The sequence below is a fragment of the Acinetobacter sp. YH12231 genome, assembly GCF_013417755.1.
GTDB lineage: Bacteria > Pseudomonadota > Gammaproteobacteria > Pseudomonadales > Moraxellaceae > Acinetobacter > Acinetobacter amyesii.
In genome coordinates, this window is sequence record NZ_VPDJ01000002.1 from 13,978 (window position 1) to 33,689 (window position 19,712).

Genomic DNA, 19,712 nt, shown 5'->3' on the forward strand with positions numbered 1-19,712 from the left:
AGGTGTCGAAATCTTAATCAAACAAAGGTAACTTTCTTATGTTGCATACTAACAATCAAATCATTAAACACAAAGTAGGTCTACTCAATTTAGCTGAAGAGCTTCAGAATGTATCCAGAGCCTGTAAGGTTATGGGCGTTTCAAGAGATACATTTTATCGCTATCAAGAATTAGTGAAGTCTGGTGACATTGACGCACTGATCAATAAGTCCCGTCGAGTACCAAATTTAAAAAACCGTGTAGATGATGCTACTGAACAGGCTGTTATTAATTTCGCAATTCAATATCCTGCATATGGTCAGCACCGTACTAGTAATGAATTACGCAAGAAGGGTGTATTCGTTTCAGGGAGTGGTGTTCGCTCTATATGGCTTCGTCATGATTTAGAGAACTTTAAGAAGCGTTTAAAAGCACTTGAGGCTAAAGTGGCACAGGATGGTATTGAATTAAATGATCACCAGATTGCGGCACTTGAACGTAAGCATGAGGATGACGTTGCTTGTGGTGAAATCGAAACAGCTCATCCAGGCTATTTAGGCGCGCAAGACACCTTTTATGTCGGGAATCTCAAAGGTGTTGGACGAATCTACCAACAAACATTTATCGACACTTATAGCAAGGTCGTTCATTGCAAGCTCTATACAACAAAAACACCGATTACAGCGGCTGATTTACTCAATGATCGTGTGTTGCCATTCTATCAATCTCAGGACTTACCAATGCTTCGCATCCTCACAGACAGAGGTACTGAGTATTGCGGTAAGGTAGAACAACATGACTATGAATTGTATCTGGCAGTCAATGATATTGATCACACGAAGACAAAAGCAGCTTCCCCGCAAACCAATGGTATATGTGAGCGTTTCCATAAGACGATTTTGCAGGAGTTCTATCAAATTACGTTTAGGAAGAAGCTTTATAGCTCATTGGAAGAATTACAAGTTGATCTAGACGATTGGCTGAAATTCTATAATACTGAACGGACTCATCAAGGAAAAATGTGCTGTGGTCGTACACCACTTGAAACTTTACTTGATGGAAAACGGATTTGGGCTGAGAAGAATTTAGCTCAAATTTAACCTGACAGACACAATAAAAAATGGGTAACTGTCAGATCAGGTTTGAGCTAGTACACATTATATGGTTGAAATTAGTTCTTCATCTAAATATTCATCACCGCCATACAATTCAACCAAGGTTGGAATATAAGCACCATATTCCAATTTAGTTTTCTCTTGCTTGGTTGGAAATGCAGTTAAACCCTCATAACCTTCGGTTGATTTTAATGAAGATGATGGAGTCTTTAAAGTTGTAATAGATCGAGCCACTTTGTTATATAACATTTTTGCTCGAAGCACCTCAAAGGTATATCCTCGTCCCATTCGATTTGCGACCCTTGTAATACCATTATGCCCCTCAGTATAAGCATTGGTAATTCTTATTGGCGCATCCCAATAGGTGAATATATCCTCAAAGTGATTATTCACAGTTTTAGCAACGTCACGGAAAGACTTTAAATATTTGGGAATACTGCTTTCCCATTCATGAAACCTTTGTATGGCATCGTCTTTGGTTGTTGCTTCATAAATATTATAAAACTGCTCTTTGAGGTCATAAGCTTCCTTAAATTCAGGATGCCATTTTTCTAAATTTCCTAAAATTCTTTGTTGATCTTCGGTCAATGAATTTGGTCGTCTAAGCAGTATCCACCGTAAATGTTTTTTCATATTCAGTCGGGCATCACGGTCCAAACTACTTTGTAAAGCTTTACGTTCAGTGTCTAAAGCTTCACTTGCCATTCTCACTACATGAAACTTATCAATAACCAACTTGGCATTTGGTAGGTGCAGACGGAATGACTTTTTGAAGGGTCGCCAGATATCACTACAAATCCATTCTACTTTTTCTGCATCAGGCAGTTTGGCGAAGTATGGTATCAATGTATCTTGAGTTCTTTCAGGCAACATATCATATAAGCTGTTCATAGCAAGGTTGGTGATGACACAGCGATATGTTCCCATCAATTTAAGTTCATCAATACCCATAATCGTTGGAGTTTCAAACTTAATATCTCGTTCTAATTCCTCCACGAAATCAAGCGTAATGTTTTTAATAGTATTCACGACTACACCCGTATCTTCGGCAAGCTGCGTAAAGGTTCGATCTAAGCAACGCTTGCGTACTTGCTGAATCAGCCGATGGGTCGCTCTACGTTTTTCATCTAAGAAGCTGAGTTGAGGGGTAATCATGCTTTTGCATTCAGAACAGCGATAGCGTGTTCGTATCACCTCAATTTTTACAGGTTGCATCTGCAAGGGGGTATCAGCAAAATGATTGATACGCTGGCCGTGCTTATATAAGCGTCCACCGCATTCAGGGCATGTTTCCAAATGCTCACCGCTTGGCTGTACGGTAATCATAATACAGCCATCTTCATTACGGTAATCTATCGGCTGTACACCTTCCAGTTGCAGAATATCAATCATTCCAATACTCCGTTATGTTAGACGATGCACATCAATGGTTTCACCATCTTTAAGCAATTTATACAGCACCTTGATCACGTTCTGCATCGCTTGTGCATCGGTCTTGAGCAACAATGCTGATAAGTCTTGATGTGAGGTCAGAGCTTGAATAATTGCGCCTTTCGTTGCCGATGGCAAATTACCTTGCAAGGCTGTGGATTCAGGATTATTTTCAATCTGAGCCATCACCACATCGTTATTGCGTAGAATGGTCACTAAATGATTGATGTACACCACCTGTTCTTCACGGGTAGAAATATCCCCAAAGGTCTGTGCAATCAGCTCGATCACTTCTTTGAGATAAGTCATTTTGTTTGGCTGTAAGTCACCGTTTGCTGTGCCTTGGATGGGGGCTAATGGTTGAGGTTCATCCGCTTCGGGATGATCGGTATCATCGGTTTTAAGTTTCTTTTTAAAGATGCCAAAGCCAGTCAGTACCAAGCCTGAAATATCAATTTCTTTAGCAGACATACCATTTAATCGTTTGGATAAGAGCTTGGTAAATGCCGAGAAGTTTTCAAGTTCAGGATCGCCAAAGTCAATAAGCTGTGCTACATAGGAATAAATACGACTAAACTTATCCAAATTGCCCTTAAAGCGCATCAAGGTTTGTAATTCTACGTCTAACTGCTTGCGCTCAAATTCCGCTTTTTCTGCGCCTTCATCATTGCCGTCTGCTTTGGCTTGATCAAATGCGGTTTCCTGTAGCTCAATCGCCTGTTTGAGCATTTTCAGTTTTTGGTTAAACAGGCGGGCGACACGATCTGTTGCTTTAAACAGGTCGGGATGTGTGGTTTCTTTGAAATCATGATTGCTAATATCGCGGATAGTTTTAAAACGAGCTGCTTTAAACTCCTCCAAATCATCCTCGGTAATCAGATCAAGTTCTTCAATATTATCTTTGATGGTATAAACCACATTCGGGTCTTGTACATCCACCATTTTTGCCCCGTTGTCGTACTTCTTGAAGCACTTTAAAATCCATTCAGGGTCATTTACAAAGTCAATTACAAAGGTTTGATCTTTGCCTGTGGTGGTACGGTTTAAGCGTGACAAGGTTTGTACCACTTCAACTTCATTGGCAATGACTTTATCAAGATACATGGCGCAGAGTTTGGGTTGGTCAAAACCTGTTTGGAATTTATTCGCCACTACCATTAAACGATATTCAGGGCGGTCAAATGCGATGCGTAAATCAGAATTAGGTGCATCGGCATTCATATTGGCTTCGGTAAATTCAGCATCTTCACCAACTTGAAATAGCGCCCCGTTTTCGGTATCACCATCTGCTTCATGGCTAATCTGTTTGCCCGTGAGCTTACCCGAAAATGCCACCAAGACACGGTAGGCACTGTATTCAGGGTTATCTTCAATATATTTTTCCAAGGCAATTTTATAACGTGCTGCCGCAGGGCGTGAACTGGTCACGATCATGGCTTTGGCTTGACCATTAAGCAAATTGGCAACATTGTGGTGAAAGTGTTGAATAATAAACTGCACCTTTTGCGTGACATTGGTCGCGTGTAAAGCCATCCAACGGGCTAAGGCTTTCTTGGCTGCTTTAGAATTGACCCGTTTATCATCATCAACAGCTTCACCGCCGAGTTTAAAAGCTGTTTTATAAGGCACGTAGCCTTGCAGTACATCTAAAATAAAGCCTTCTTCAATGGCTTGACGTTGCGGATATAGATGGAAGGATTCAGGCAAGTTATCATCACTGGCAGGCTCACCATTTTTAGTGCGCCCAAACAACATTTTAGTCGAGTGTTTTGGAGTTGCAGTAAAGGCAAAGTGACTGATGTTTTTGGACTGTACACGGGCTTTTTGAATCTGCTCAAGCAATTCCTCAACAGTCAGGTTAGCCATTGCTTCACCCGACTGCAATGCCAATGTCGCTTGCAGTTTAGATGCTGTTGAACCTGTTTGCGAGGTATGTGCTTCATCAATCACAATACCGTAGTTACGGTCGCTTAAACTGGTATTGGTCAGAATCGCTTCCATCACATGCGGGAAAGTCTGAATGGTCACAATAATGATCTGTTTATTGGACAACAGTGCATCTTCAAGCTGTTTGCTTTTCGATTTGCCTGCATGTTCTTTGTCATCACGGTTAATTGCAGCAATTAAGCCTTTCTGATGATCTAATTGTTGAATCGCTTCCTGTAACTGGTCATCCAGTACCGTTCTGTCTGTCACCACAATGACGGAGTTATAAAACGGTGTACCGTCATTGTGACGCAAACGCACCAGTGAATGACACACCCAAGAGATTGTCGATGTTTTGCCTGACCCTGCGCTGTGTTCACACAGATAATTCAGTCCTACGCCTTTTTCTTGCACATCGGCAATGATTTTATTCACCGCATCAAACTGATGATAACGCGGGAAGATCAGACGTTCCTGTACAGTCCAGTTGCCATATAGATCGACTTTGTTTTTCTTTTCCACGTAGACAAAATTATGGAAAATTTTCAGCCAATTATGACGTTGGCAGACATAATCCCAAAAATACGCCACTGGATAATCTTCACCTTTGGCTGCATCCGCAGGGGGATTGCCTGCATGTCCCTGATTACCTTTGTTAAACGGTAAGAAATAGGTGTTTTCACCATCTAAAGCCGTGGTCATGGCAATTTCAGATTCAGACAAAGCAAAATGCACAATTGCACCACGCTTAGGTGTCAGCAATGGCTCTTTACGTCTTGTTTTAGGGTCTATCGGCTTACGGTCATTTTTATACTGCTCAATGGCATCTTCTAAAGACTGGTTAAACTCGGTCTTAATTTCTACCGTTGCCATCGGCAAACCGTTAATAAAGAACACAAGGTCCAAAATGCCTGCATCTTTGGATGGATGATATTTGAGTTGTGGAACAACACGTAGAATATTGGCGTTATAGCGGTCAATGACGGCTTGATTGCGTCCATCTTCGGGTGCGCTTTCACTGAGGTTTATCGTGCCTGCGCCCGCCATGCTAAAGCCATTACGAAAGATATGGATTGTGCCTTTCTTATTCAGTTCATCATCCAAGCGGTCGATGATGCGTTTTTCGGTATTACTACCATTCAGTGCTTGCAGTTTTTCCCACTTTTCAGGCTGTGTCGCTTGAATCCATGTGATTAAATCTTCGGGATAGAGTGCATACTCGGTATGATAATTTTTACTCTGCCCAACCACCCAACCTTGCGCTTGCAGTTTTTGCACAATATAGGCTTCTAAGTGACTTTCGTAATGGGCTTTGTCTGCCAAAATATTCATGCTTTTTCCCCTAATTTTTAATTCTGTTGTAATGCCTGTTGCCAAAACGGGTCTTGATGCCATAACTCAGGCATTCCCATGTTGGCTTTGGATAGTGATGGATACTGCTCGATTAAGTCTTTGAGTCGTTTTGCCCATGTTGAATTTGGGCTGATCTTATAAAGTAAGGTTTGTATTGCCACTAAAAGCATATAGGTACGCTTCTCATAGCGAATCGCGGTATTACTTAATATAATTGGTTGTTGAAGCCATTGAATTGTATTTGAAGTTGGAATCTTGATACTTCGCCCATGTTCTTTATTCCATAGTCGGCTATGGTGAGCGCAAATATTGCGTACATCATTCAGGGTTTTCAGCCATGATTCTAAAACTTCGGCATGTATTCCTAAGTTTTGAGCAATCTGTTTTTTGGCTTGAGTCGATTTGAGTCCAACATAAAGATGGCTGAGTTCACCCCAAGTCAGCATTTCAATCATCATCCACGAAGGCGGTAATTTCGGGCTGTCATATTTAGATAAATAGTGGCGTAAGAAGTTTTCTTTACGCACTTTGTCTTTTAAAGCATCTTTATCAGCTTGCGAGAGTGGACGTTTATCAATGGCTTTCTCGTCACGTATCAAGCGTTCTTTTTCATCTAATAATTGCCGTTCAATACTGGCAAGTAAACGCATGTGGGCATAGCTATAATTAAAATGCTGTTCATCAGTGTACCAAAAGGCATTGCCTGATTGATGGCACAGTACATTACAAATTTGTGCCCGTATAGCGACTTCGATACGTTCAATCGCATCCATGACCAAGAGCCTTAACTCCCGATCAAAGATATACAGGTTGAGTACATCATCAAATGAAGTATCTACTTTGTATTTATGAGGAATAATACGGGCTGTAAGGGGTAAATAAATAAAAGGAATTTGACTTTTAGGAAAATGAACATTCTCGTTAGGTGACAAATAAATATTATTTACTATCTGAAAAGGAATGGTATAAGCCGATAAACGATAGTAGCCAATAAAGCTTAAATAGCGGTCTGCCCGTACAAGATCAGGAATAGTTAAACCACGGTCTTGCCATGTTTGAAGATGCTCTTGGTTGCTTTTTGCCTGTTTAGTGAATTGAACCATCATCATTTCTCAGGCAAAAAAAACCTGCCGATTTGTGCGTGAACAAGCGAACTTGAACATAGGCATGGCAGGTATGTTGGATAGAATAATGCAATATTTATGTACCAAAGTACATAAATATTGAGCCATGATCGAAAAATTCATTAACAGAACTCCCGAATATCAATTTTCCCTGTAACAGCATGGGAGATAATCGAAGAACGATATTCTTTAAGCTTTTCGATTAGTTCTATTTGCTTGGCTTTTAATAATGATATTTTTTTACATTCATTATCTAAATACCTAACAATTAAATCTTGTTCATGAACTGGCGGCAGCCAAGAATATATGTCTTTTAATATACCTTGGGTAATACTAAAAACTTTAATACCTTTAACTTGTGTTTGAATTTGTTTGCGATGTGCATTTGAATCAAATATGTATGCAAAGAATCTCGGTTTTTGTTTCGATTTTAAACGAGCAATAACAGTATGATACCCTGCGAAAACTTGGGAATTACTATTTAAATATGAGAAATTACCTGAACCTTCAAAATCTTCTGATGTATCAGCAAATATAAAATCACCACTATTCAAAAGGCAGTTTTTTGAGGTTTCTAAATATTCTTCTGACACAAATTTCATGTCATTAATCTCAGGGTTAAATTCAAATCCAAATTTTGAATGTACTTCCCCATAACTTACACATGGAACTCCATTTTCCTGTAAGTTTTCTTTAGTGATACTTAGACCCTTACTAAAATTGAAGATATGCCTGTTTTTTAATACTGTCCAATGCTCAGGCACTTCCCCCAACCATTCCACACCACTGTCTTTCATGGGTGCATTAGGATTTAAACCTTTAGTGACAGCATGAGAAATAATCGACTTACGCTGTTCTTCTAAAAGTTCGATTAACTTTTCTTGCTTGGCAATGAGGTTGTCAATTCGGGTGGTTTCCGTATCGAGGAATGCAACGATTTTTTGTTGTTCATCTAAAGAAGGAAGCAATAAGTCAATATGGGTAAATGCTTCGCTCTCCAAATCCCATTGATTAACTCGTATCCCTTTTGAATAGTTTTTATAACTTTGAATGTAATACGCAGAACGAATCAGAAAATGAATATATTTTGAGTGATATTCAGCTTTAGGTTGGTAAATATAATATGCAGGGCTAACAATACCTCTTAACTCAGAGATAGCAATAGAGCCTTGCCATGCTTTCATTTTATTGATGACAAGATCATTTGCACATACAAGCTGATAAGGAGTTAAATCTTCTGATGCTCTATTATGATTATCATCCCTACTATCTTTAGGAATAACACCATAATCACGGTAAACAGAAAGTAAGCGTTCAGTTGGAAAGTTAGTCCTTTTAATACGCTTAAATAAACTCCAAATAGGTTTTTGTTGCCAATGTTCAGGTACATCACCTAACCATTCCACACCACTTGGTTTATAACTTGGGTATTGCTTAAACTGCATCTTTAAACCTCCCCAAGCAATTGCGCCACTTCGGCAGATAGCTCTTTAATTTCAGCCATAATCTCATTCGGGTGGCGTGGCTGCTCGAATACATAGAAATAGCGGTTAAAATTAATTTCATAACCCACCACACCGACTTGACCGTCTTTGGCATCGGTATAAGTGGTATCAATCACCGCATCAGGCGCATGAGGAAGTACCTCTTTCGCCATATAGTCCTGAATATTCTGATTTAACGGAATATTTTCATAATCAGTCAGGTCACTATCCATTTGCACTTCACCGTTAATTTCTACGGCTTCTGCATCAGGATTTTGCACCCCAAACGCAGCGATCAAGGCATTTTTTAAGCCTTTGCTGACTTTGCTGAGTGGTAGTTTTTTCAGGAATGAATCTTCAAACCAAGCATAGTCTTTGCTGTCACCAAACTGCTGTTCAATATAAGCCGATACCGCATTTTGGTCGCTGTCTGATAACTTGCCAAACTCTTTCGATGCTTTAAACGATTCCAGTTTTTCCGCATCAAATTGAAGATCAATCCGTAGAGGGCGCAAGACTTTGACGCGGCGATAGCCAAAGTCAGTATAGTCAAAGATTTTACTGACCGAACTTTCTTCAAAATCGGCATAAATACGGCTAATTTCATCAATCGAATTTTGGTCAATAAACTTGCGTTTGTTGCCCTCATTCTTGCGCATAGATGAACCCATGCCTGTAGCATCAATGAGCTGTACTTTGCCTTTGCGCTGTTGAGGTTTACGGTTTGAAATCAGCCAAATATATGTACCAATACCTGTACGGAAGAAAATATCAGTCGGCAATGCGATAATTGCTTCGAGATAATCATTTTCTAAAATGAAGCGTCTAATTTCTGACTCACCTGAACCTGCACCACCGTTAAACAATGGTGAACCTGATAGCACAATCGCACCACGACCACCACCATTTTCAGGCAGTTCTAGTTTGGAAATCAGATTTTGTAAAAACAGCATTGAGCCGTCACTGGCTTTAGGCAAGCCCGCACCAAAACGCCCATTTAAGCCTTTTTCTTTATGCTCTAATTGAACCGCACTGGCATCCTTCGCCCATGACATACCAAAAGGCGGGTTAGAACATTGATAGTGGAAACGCTGTCCTGCAAATAAGTCATTACTGAGTGTACTGCCCAATTTAATATTCTGCGATAAATCACGGCTTGGGTCAGATTCCAGTTTTTTGAGCAACATTGAACCCAATGCGACCGCATGAGTTTCAGGCTGCAATTCCTGTCCGTGGGGTACAAGTACAGGGGCAACTTTATAGCGGTCTTTAAAACCGTCTACATAATTCATCATGTCGGTTAGGAAGCCCGATGTACCGCACGTTTGATCATAGATAGTTCTGATTAAACCATTCTTTTGTTCAAACAGCTCATTATCAGGCTCAAGCAATAAAGTCGCTGCCAAATGTACAATATCACGCGGAGTCATGAAGTCCTCAGACCCCGTACCGACTTCTGCACCAAATCTAGCGATTAAATGTTCATAGACATTACTCATGGTGCGGTCAGGAACAACATTCGGATGTAAGTCGATGGCAGCGAAATTATTGCAAATGCGTAGCAGTAAATTCGCTTTAGAAAGCTTGTTAATCGTTGTATTGAAATCAAACTGTTCAAAGATCACACGCACGTTTTCAGAAAAATTGGAAATGTAATCTTCAAGGTTGGCTTTAGTTTTTGTACCGCCTAAATTGGAAAGGTTATAAGTCGATTTGTTATAGAACGGATTGCCGCTTACGTTAGTCAGAATATCGTCAAGCGCCATCCCTTGATCTTTAAATTGCTCATAAGTATTGAGGACAGCATCTTTTGTTGGCTCAAGTACACATTCCAAACGTCTTAATACCGTAAAGGGCAAAATGATTTTACCGAACTCTGTATGCGGAAAATCCCCCCAAAGATCATTCGCATTGTTCCAAATAAAACTTGCCAGTGTAGATTCGGTATTGTTTGGTGCAGAAGCCATTTTGTTTTTCAACCTTATTTTGCAATAGTTAAATATTATGCAATTAATGCAGATTTTTCAACCTTGAAATGCAATATTTAAAATTTCAAATCTAACTAATTTTTTATTTCAGAATAAAGACTTAATGTTAAAATTTATCACAGGATAATCATTAGGCTTGGTGTGAGATGCCAAATAAGCAAGAAAAAATGACAGCATTTGGACAGTTTCGTATCTTAAAAATTGGAACAAAGTATATTCAAGCTGAACTGATCGGTAGTGTAAAAAATTATCAAGCCCAACTTGTCAAAAATGCCGTGCTATCAGATATAGAAATAGGTGCAACCATTTTTCTGCGAGTAAATGATCAATCTACCCAAAACAGATACGGCACTAAAGTTCAGTTTGTACCAATTGAGCTTTTAACTGACCAAGCTGAAATAGAGAAATACATTTTGGCTGACAGGAAGCGAGTAGCAGAAATTTACATTCAAGCAGCACAAGAAAATTTGGATAAAGGTTGGTATAGTGGTGATGCCATAGATAAGGCACTATTTTTTAGCGCAAGTCATCCAACTTATAAACCAATCAATATTGAGCTACGCCACAGACGACTCAAAAATATCATTCATGCTTGTTGTAATTATCAGCACAAAACAACAGCACACTTCATTCATTTGTGTCGAGCAACTATAGATATGTACAAAGATGAACAACGATTGAGTGATTTGGAATTGAACCAGTTTGAACAAAGCATCCTTAAGATTCAATCTGATTTGAATTTATCAGAAGAAAATACTCAACAAAAAGCAAATGAATATTTGAGTCAACTAAAAGGATTATTAAAAAGCTAAATTCACTTTCAACCTTATAATGCAAATTTTAAAATTGATTAGCTCAAGTAATTCAACCTTAGATTGCAAAAATTAGAGTTTTGGTAAGTTAAAAAATAAAGCGAGATTTAAAAAAAATCCCACCTTAAAATGCAAATAGCCATTTATTTAAACTTTTATTGGTTTACTGCTAAAAAATTATTAATAAGATTATCTTTTTGATAAGATTAGATTTAACAATTTTTCCATTGATTGAAGAAAATATTTTAAAATAAATACATGTATTTTGTTACACTAATTGATTTTTAATGCAAATAGGATATATTTTGGTTACTCCTACAAATTTTTGAAAGGAATGAAAATTAAGATATTACAGCTAAATACTGCTGGCTTTTGGCTACACTTGGTTATTAGATAACAATTTGATATATGTGCTGCTCCTAGTATCCTAGACATGAGATAGCCTCATTTTGAAGCTGCTTCAAAGGCTTCTGGACTCATACCATCGAGATGCGAATGACGCCTGATTCGATTGTAAAACATCTCGATATAATCAAGCACATATACACGGGCTATTTCTCGAGTTTTATAGATTCTTTTTTTAATTCTTTCCTTCTTCAAGCTGCTAAAAAAGGATTCAGCAGCGGCATTATCTCAACAGTTGCCCCTGCGGCTCATACTCGGAACTAAATTATGCTTCTGACAGAATTTCAGCCAGTCTCCGCTGCTGTATTGTGAGCCTGAGCAGCACTGCTGCGCAAAAGGGAGTGTATGATCCAGATTCATTGGGTCTGCGTCGCCATACTGCCATTAAAAGTGCATCTAAAACGATATCCTTGGCAAGCCTAGGTTTCATTGACCAACCAATGACTTTCCTTGAATATAAATAGCCAGACATAACCAGCCTTGCCAAGTATGTATGTAGGTAATATCAGTTACCTGAGAAACACTGTTTCGTAAGGTATCGGGTGTGTTTACAACAAACTCTCGATTTAAATGGTTAGGTGGCACAATCTGAGGAACGACCACAGCCATAACTCTTATGCTTTTTATATCCTCGAACAGCGGAAATACCATTATTCTTCTTCATGATCTTCAGCACAAGATTAGGTCCACAGCTTTCACCTAACTCTTTAAGATCCAGCATGATGCGATAATAACCCTAGATACCATAACTGGCATCATAAGATGAGCGGATGAGCTGTAATAACCGCTTATCTTTTCAATCGTTCTGCCTGATTTAGGTTCATGCAACCAAGCGCAATAGCCAGCACGAGCAATCTTAAGAACCCGACACATCGTTTTAATCTTAAATTGATGGCTGTATTCAAGGATGAACTGGTACTTCACTCGGGCAGGCTTGCGAAGTACCTTGCGGCCTTTTTTAGGATATCTCATTCCTCTTCAGTCTGTTTAAGCTGGCTTTTAACTTCGGTTATTTATGGGAGGATTACCGGCAGTCCACAGAGACGGGAATCTATGAGGAAAAGACAAGGTAAAAACACAAACTAATTTTTAAAGAGGCTGAAAATATGCCTCTTTTATTTTATATTTATGTACGTAGAAAAATAGTCAGATCATAAGAGAATGGGTGGAGGTCGACAAATATTTTGTAAACATTACTCATAAGACATTGATAGAAAGTTATATATTATAGCGATACTTATTTGATCTTGACTGGAAAACTAAGACAACACAGTAAAGACTCATAGTATTTAGTATTAATGAGTCTTTACTTTTATTGATCTTTAGCTAGTTATAATGATCACTACACACATATAAGTTTCCTTGGGACTGCTCGAAATTTTGTGAAAGTATTTTTACATCTGTTCATGATTATTTTTATCATCAAAAAAAGTAATGAAACGTTTTGCAATATTGGGCGAATGTAAATAGATTCCAATTTCATGAAGTGATTCGTGATTATGATTAGATACTGAAGCATTTGATGATAGCCAGTTTAGGCTAGAAATTACCAAGTCGTTGTCGTCCCAAGCAAGTACTTTTGAGTGGTTAGTTTTTAATTTATTCCAGTTATGTCGTAAAAGTTTTATCCCTTTTACTAGAGCAGCTTTTTCCATAGCATTGACGGATTCTTTAGAAATTATATCTGTATCAAAAGTAGAATAAAAAGCTCTCTTGCTATTTGCCTTGCATTCTTCTAATGCGTTTAATATAGGACGGTTAGCAACATCACTAATTTTGTCGCTTAAAATTAATACTTTTTGTTTAGCTTCATTTTTAGCCTTCTGGATATAGGAATAATGTTGATCTTTTAATACAATTTCAACACGAGTTGTTTCTAATGAAGGGGTTGTCTGTCCGCTAATGCAGATATCATAAGTTAAATCAGCGATATACTTACTAGTAGCATCATAAATTCCACTCTTTCCAGTCGAGATGCTAGAAGCTAAGGTTAAAAAGTATTTAACAATATCATTGTTTTTAAATAATACAGATGCTTCAAATCGATCAAAATTTGAATATAACCAATTGCAAGAACCAACAATAACTATATTTCCAAACTCTGCATGATCAGAAATAATGAATTTAGCATGAGATCCGCACTGCTCTTGCAAGTGGATATATTTAGCCTGGGATGAACTTAAATTTTGACTAAAATAATTCAATACATTTTGATATTCATCAGTATTAGTAAATTCTTCATTATCTTTTCCCCATAAAATTGTTATTCTTACTTGTCTGTCGGCGGCATTTTTTAAATCATCAATTAAAGAATCTAGCGCCCATAAACCACCAATATAAGTGGTTTGAATTATTAAATAGCTTTCAGCATGATTTATTAAGTCCTTAAATTTTTTTCTGTGATCTATCCCACCAAGTACCAAATCAAATTCATTATCACCAATAGAGAATGAGATAGGGGGGCAATCTTGAGAGCTTAAGTTTGTATTATTTATCGCATCAACTAAATTTGTATTTCTTGAATTTTTTTTATGCTCATTGATTAATTCTTTTAATTTTTGTTCGATAAAGTCAAAAGTAGCAGCATCAAACCATTCATTGTATTTATTATAAAACCTATCAATAGATTCCTTTCCATTTTCTAAAGAGACATTAAATATGACAAAACGTTTATCTTTTGGAGAGGTTTCAAGTCTATCAACAATGGTTGCAACTTCATGAGAATAAGTTATTTCTTTCAATAAGCTATCTTCATTAACAAAAGAATGAGGATTGTCAATTTGTAGTATTGCAAGATTTTCACCAGCAGCTTTGAGTTCTTGAACTTTTAGATAGTTATATGTCCCGATATTTTTATGTCGTAATAATCCAATTACTTTACCAACTATAGGATCAATTAAATATTCTCTAGTTGCCGCATAACTAGATACAACAGGCGGAAGATCATTTCTATCTGCTGCTACTAACCCAATATTTGTAATCGCAACACATGTTGGATTTTTACTTCTATCTAGTTCAATCCATCCCATACGTAATAGAGGAATAATAATTTGAAGTATAATCTGTTTTGGTAATTGAGTGATTTCAGCTAAGTGCTCTAAAGTAAAAAAAGAACTACGTTTGGCAATTTCCCGTAATATAATAAAATCTAATACACTCCATCCATCAGTTCTTGTGACATTAAGCTTTTGTTGACCATAAGCAAATTCAATTGCAACTTTAAATTTACAGCTTCTATTCTGCTGTATGATGTTTTTAGTAATCACTAGAGGTGACCTCATAAAATTGGAAAAATTGCGTTAATTGTTTTGGTAAGCTATTGGAATATAATGACAAATTTCAAGTTCTTTAGCTTGAATTGAATTTGGAATTAACATATTCGTCATTTTGACCAAAAATTCTTCACTATCCTTTGCTCGCGAATCATTTGACCACCAAGCAAGCATATCTAAACTTCCCACAATAATCATTTGGTATTTAGCACGACTAAGCATTACATTCATTCTCCGCGCATCAAGAAGAAAGCCTAGAGCCTTGCGTATCGGCGTGTGTGTATTATGTCTAACTAAGCTTAATATAATTAAATCTGCTTCTCCTCCTTGAAAAGAATCTACAGTTTTACATAAGTTATCACCTTGAGCTATGCAAAATCCTTTCTGTTGTATTTTTTCCACAGTTTTGTGTGTTAAAAATAAACTATTTAACATATCAACTTGCTTTTTATATGGACTCAGTACCATTAATTTAATTGGCTTATTATTTTCAGCATTCAATTGAGATTTTGATTGAATGAGTTCAAGTGATTTTATAATAATTTGGGCTTCAAATTCATTAGTATAATCTTTTTCTTGGGGAAGAAAATTATATTTATTTGGGTCTTGAATTCCCAACCATACAATTCCTTTGTCTGAGTTAATGTTTGGGAAGTGATCATTAGTAGAGAAAATAAAAGGCTTTGTAGTAATATCTAAATATTTATTTTCTGTCTCTTTATGGTTTATTAATTGATCTTTATAAAATAAGGAGGATATTAGTTTTGATATATTTGGGTGCATTCGATACTGTATCTTAAGCAAATCGCCCATAGAGGATGAGTTATTTATATTGAGGCGTTCAGATGTTTCAACTAAATGTTTAAATAGAGAAAAATGGGTTTTGGTTTTAGTAAAAATACGTTTTATTGTCTGATTGAGTTGTTTGATGGTGTCATTGTCTAATTCATCTGACTGCATTAGCTCCGATAGCTCATCAAGTCCAGATATTCTAGTTAAATTGGTTTTAAAACTACCATTACTAATTCCATCAATTAGCAATGAATAATCAATGCTATCACGTTCAAGTATGCTATTAACCACGGTTTCAGAAAATGGTGGGAGTTGTTTATGATCTCCTATCATTAGTCGTCTGTGTGATAGCAATAATGGACTTATAAGTTCGTTACCAGATGCTTTACCTGATTCCTCCATGATCGTCCAATCAAATTGAATATTATTTTTGATTAATTCTTCAATAATTCCAGAGTTAGATGTTGTAAACAAAATATTGGCGGAACTAATTATTTGCTTATAAAATGGTTTTCTTTTTTCAGTTGATTGTATAAATTGATCCATATCATTTTTAAGACTAGGATATTCTATATACGCACGATTCCATAATAAACTACTCTTGAGATCTTCAATATATTTTTGAGTATGTTTTTCAATCTTTGATGTATCATCATCGAATATGCTTTCATTTTTAAAATCATCGATAGAAATAATATTTTTTGATAAATTAATATCACCACCCATTAAAGCATCATATAAAACCTGAACTGTAGCATGGCTTTGAGCTGTTATGACGATTTTACTATTTGGTTCATCTTTAAATATTTGCTCAATCAAGGCGGTTACTAAAAAAGTTTTACCAACTCCAGGGGGACCTTGTACAACATAGTTTGGATACGTTTGTAAGATATCTGTATAGACCTTTTGTTTTGAAGCATCCATTTCACTATAACTTGAGGTATAGGAGTGATTATATGGTATTTTTTTGATATTTTCGTCTGGGCTAACTAAACTTTTTATTAAGTATGAATTATTTATTAATGCTATATAGGCTTTATTTTTCCTATGTAATAGTGCAGATGAACCAGCTTGCGATATAGGTGTCAGATACAGAGGATGATTATTAAAATATTGAGCAAATCTTAATAAGTCTGGACTGTTTGAAACATGGAAACAAAATTGATCCCCAATTTTTTTATCATAAATCAATTCGAGTCTTATATCTTCATCATTAAAATGCATTGATGTAATATTATCCCAAGTTTTAAATTCAGAAGATTTTTCTAGTTCTCTTCTACTTAGTATCCATTTGTTATTTTCACCATCACTTAACTTGTTATTAAATAAATCTAAAACACTTCCATTAATTCCAAGTAACTTTGATAGATTTAATATATCGATATTTTTTTCCAATTTAAGTAAAATTGAATCCATCTTAACATCTGCAACTACCTTAAATATATTTCTTCTATACTCTGCAACTTCTATTGCATGGCACATGGCAAGACTTTGCAGGAATTCTTTTACGGTTGGATCTAAACTATTTTCTTGTTTTAATAGATCAAATTGAGACCAATCTTCATATCTAGTATTAGTACTTGGTTTGGCGTACTTTTGAGATACTTTTGATGGCGTAATTAATCTAACTGAAATTTGACAATCAATAGACTTTTTGGAAAATTTTGCCCAATGGGGAAGGCTTTCCGTAATATTGAAACATGTGGCACGGCTCCAACTTTCTATTGAAGTTGCCATGCTAAAAGATGTTGGTTCCCTATATTTTATGACTTCATAAATATAGCGTTTACCTTTTATGAAATATTTGTCCTCATCTTTATTATCCTTTGCATATATTAAAGTTATATTTTCCCCACTTAAATCATCATTAATAAAATCTAAAGCTTCTTCCAATAGGTAATTATCGTTGTTTGCTGCATTAGCTAATGCTTTAATTTGTTTAATTAACCTTAAATTTAGAAAATGATTATTAAAAAAAACAATATATTCTTTTCCTGACTCCTTGTCCGCTAAACTCTTTACATCATAAATAATATTTTCAATTTTATTTATGATGTAATCACCATTAATAGATTTTGCTCTGGTTTTGTTTGAAAGACTATCATCCAATAGTTCTTTAAGAAAAGTAAATTCACTTGGCATCAATTCAATACTTTTACTACGATAGTCGAGAAAAATATTACATAGTGCAGCAATTTGTACCCAATCTTGTAAGTATGAACTCTTACTAGCTTGTCCGGATATGGAAGATAAAGGATTTTTTAAATCACTCAGTGATAGGCAATATTCAAATCCTGTTAGTACAAAATTTTCATCTGTATTGGTGTCTTTTAATAAAATATTGCGACTACAAATATTTGAATGAAGAAGTCCTTGGTTATGTAAAATATTTAAACCTCTAGCTAATCGGAGAATATTTTTCCATAATGAAACTCTATATATTGGAAAAGTTAATTTATTTTTATCTAAATAAGCATATCTGTCATTATCCCTCTCCAAGTACTGACTTAGAATTTGGTGCTCTTCATTTAAATCAAATACAATTGCATATGTATAATCATCAAATCTTGACTCTTTAGAGAGTAAAAGAAAATCTTGTGCTCCGTTAATTAATTGTAGTTTATTTAAATACCTTAACTCATGACTCCATAACTCTCGGATTAGAGTGTCGTCAATATTAGGGGTTCGAGTCCAAACTTTTACAAGTTCGATATTTTCTGCATCCTCATCGTATCTATAATAAAGTCTAGCGTTACTATTCTCGTAACTGATGCCTAAATCTGTATAACTAGTCATGTCCATAATTTTGTCAAATTCCAATAATTAGTAATTTTCTGATTTAAAAATTCTGTTTTTGAACTGGGGTATATTGTTCATGTCTATGCTTCATTGATTGGCTAATCGCCAAAGCTAAAAGTCAAGCTCGAACTTTTTGATATACCTTAAAAGTAATTTAGGTTAAATAATGAATCTTAATAAGATACCAATTTTTATTGCCAGTAGGTGTATGCACTTGAATTTCATCATCTACAGATTTGCCTAAGCAAGCTTTTGCTATAGGAGACTGGAGAGAAATATAGTCTTTACGTCCATAAATTTCCTCATCTCCAACTATTCTAAACTTGATAGTTTCGCCTTCATCATTTTCTAATTCTACCCATGCACCGAAATAAGCTTTTCCATCTTGTTCTGGGCTGTATTCGACTTTATGAGCAACTTCAAAAAGCTTTATTAAATATCTAATTCTACGATCAATTTCTCTTAATTTTCTTTTATTATAGATGTAATCAGCGTTTTCAGACCGATCACCAAGACTAGCTGCCCAAGATACTATTTTAGTAATTTCGGGACGTTCTTTACGTACTAAATCATTTAACTCATCTTGTAAGCGTTGATAACCTTCAGCAGTTAATAGTTTACGATTCAAGCTCTGTACACGACAAAAATAGATAACTCATTGAAATAATGTCACAATAATTGTTTTCTAACGACGAATACTATGATACATCTCAATGAGTTATATCTTATCTTAAACAAATCTCTAAAATGGAACAAGTCACATTTAAAGTGCTTTGCGCTCATCATGCTTGTGATTATTTTAAAGCAAACATGTAATCTTTCTTCTGCATCTAAAGCCTTGCCCATCAAGTGCTTACCACAATCATTTTATCGACGTATGCAGCGCTTCTTTGCAGGTCAGTATTTTGATTATCGTCAAATTTCTCGGTTGATTTTCAATATGTTTTCATTCGACCAAGTGCAACTGACTTTAGATAGAACCAATTGGAAATGGGGAAAACGAAATATTAATATCCTGATGCTCGCAATCGTTTATCGTGGAATAGCGATACCTATCCTTTGGACATTGCTTAATAAACGTGGAAATTCAGATACGAAAGAGCGCATTGCTTTGATTCAACGCTTTATAGCCATTTTTGGTAAAGACCGTATTGTGAATGTGTTCGCAGACAGAGAGTTTATCGGTGAGCAGTGGTTTACATGGTTAATTGAACAAGACATCAACTTCTGCA

10 protein-coding genes and 2 pseudogenes are annotated in these 19,712 nt (G+C 36.2%); 3 read left to right on the forward strand and 9 right to left on the reverse strand.

Annotation, left to right across the window (positions count from 1 at the left end; translation table 11 throughout):
- Positions 1-38 precede the first annotated feature (38 nt).
- On the forward strand, positions 39-1,079 hold the full coding sequence (locus FTV11_RS01240; RefSeq protein ID WP_180073251.1) for an IS481 family transposase: 1,041 nt from the start codon (positions 39-41) through the stop codon (positions 1,077-1,079).
- Between the two features lie 57 nt (positions 1,080-1,136).
- Here FTV11_RS01240 and FTV11_RS01245 read toward each other — a convergent pair whose 3' ends face one another.
- From FTV11_RS01245 to FTV11_RS01265, 5 genes are all read right to left on the reverse strand, one after another.
- Positions 1,137-2,486 (reverse strand): ISL3 family transposase, encoded by a 1,350-nt coding sequence (locus FTV11_RS01245; protein WP_168378300.1) that lies wholly within the window; start codon positions 2,484-2,486, stop codon positions 1,137-1,139.
- A 12-nt stretch (positions 2,487-2,498) separates the two neighbouring features.
- On the reverse strand, positions 2,499-5,783 hold the full coding sequence (locus FTV11_RS01250; RefSeq protein ID WP_180073252.1) for a type I restriction endonuclease subunit R: 3,285 nt from the start codon (positions 5,781-5,783) through the stop codon (positions 2,499-2,501).
- Between the two features lie 17 nt (positions 5,784-5,800).
- Positions 5,801-6,907: an Abi family protein gene (locus tag FTV11_RS01255; protein WP_168378397.1), complete on the reverse strand. Its 1,107-nt coding sequence runs from the start codon at positions 6,905-6,907 to the stop codon at positions 5,801-5,803.
- Between the two features lie 143 nt (positions 6,908-7,050).
- Positions 7,051-8,373 carry a restriction endonuclease subunit S gene (locus FTV11_RS01260; protein ID WP_111860219.1) on the reverse strand — a complete coding sequence of 441 codons (1,323 nt, stop codon included), beginning with the start codon at positions 8,371-8,373 and terminating at the stop codon, positions 7,051-7,053.
- Positions 8,374-8,375: 2 nt separating this feature from the next.
- Positions 8,376-10,379: a class I SAM-dependent DNA methyltransferase gene (locus FTV11_RS01265; protein WP_180073253.1), complete on the reverse strand. Its 2,004-nt coding sequence runs from the start codon at positions 10,377-10,379 to the stop codon at positions 8,376-8,378.
- Between the two features lie 167 nt (positions 10,380-10,546).
- Here FTV11_RS01265 and FTV11_RS01270 point away from each other — a divergent pair, with 167 nt between their 5' ends.
- Positions 10,547-11,212 (forward strand): hypothetical protein, encoded by a 666-nt coding sequence (locus FTV11_RS01270; protein ID WP_168378297.1) that lies wholly within the window; start codon positions 10,547-10,549, stop codon positions 11,210-11,212.
- Between the two features lie 444 nt (positions 11,213-11,656).
- Here FTV11_RS01270 and FTV11_RS17000 read toward each other — a convergent pair.
- From FTV11_RS17000 to greB, 4 genes and pseudogenes are all read right to left on the reverse strand, one after another.
- Positions 11,657-12,630: pseudogene (locus FTV11_RS17000) on the reverse strand (IS3 family transposase); the annotation flags it as partial.
- 381 nt (positions 12,631-13,011) lie between these two features.
- Positions 13,012-14,883 carry a phospholipase D-like domain-containing protein gene (locus FTV11_RS01280; protein WP_180073254.1) on the reverse strand — a complete coding sequence of 624 codons (1,872 nt, stop codon included), beginning with the start codon at positions 14,881-14,883 and terminating at the stop codon, positions 13,012-13,014.
- A 33-nt stretch (positions 14,884-14,916) separates the two neighbouring features.
- Positions 14,917-18,477, reverse strand: a complete 3,561-nt coding sequence (locus FTV11_RS01285) for an ATP-binding protein (protein WP_180073255.1) — start codon at positions 18,475-18,477, stop codon at positions 14,917-14,919.
- A 157-nt stretch (positions 18,478-18,634) separates the two neighbouring features.
- Complete coding sequence (greB, locus tag FTV11_RS01290) at positions 18,635-19,108, reverse strand: transcription elongation factor GreB (RefSeq protein WP_168378294.1); 474 nt, start codon at positions 19,106-19,108, stop codon at positions 18,635-18,637.
- A 72-nt stretch (positions 19,109-19,180) separates the two neighbouring features.
- Between greB and FTV11_RS01295 the strand changes: the two are divergent.
- Positions 19,181-19,712 (forward strand): annotated as a pseudogene (locus FTV11_RS01295) (IS4-like element ISAba1 family transposase); the annotation flags it as partial.

Excerpts from the sequence above, each read along its gene's own strand:
- FTV11_RS01240 (WP_180073251.1), top strand. The coding sequence starts at position 39 with ATGTTGCATACTAACAATCAAATCATTAAACACAAAGTAGGTCTACTC.
- FTV11_RS01245 (WP_168378300.1), bottom strand. The coding sequence starts at position 2,486 with ATGATTGATATTCTGCAACTGGAAGGTGTACAGCCGATAGATTACCGT.
- FTV11_RS01250 (WP_180073252.1), bottom strand. The coding sequence starts at position 5,783 with ATGAATATTTTGGCAGACAAAGCCCATTACGAAAGTCACTTAGAAGCC.
- FTV11_RS01255 (WP_168378397.1), bottom strand. The coding sequence starts at position 6,907 with ATGGTTCAATTCACTAAACAGGCAAAAAGCAACCAAGAGCATCTTCAA.
- FTV11_RS01260 (WP_111860219.1), bottom strand. The coding sequence starts at position 8,373 with ATGCAGTTTAAGCAATACCCAAGTTATAAACCAAGTGGTGTGGAATGG.
- FTV11_RS01265 (WP_180073253.1), bottom strand. The coding sequence starts at position 10,379 with ATGGCTTCTGCACCAAACAATACCGAATCTACACTGGCAAGTTTTATT.
- FTV11_RS01270 (WP_168378297.1), top strand. The coding sequence starts at position 10,547 with ATGCCAAATAAGCAAGAAAAAATGACAGCATTTGGACAGTTTCGTATC.
- FTV11_RS01285 (WP_180073255.1), bottom strand. The coding sequence starts at position 18,477 with ATGACTAGTTATACAGATTTAGGCATCAGTTACGAGAATAGTAACGCT.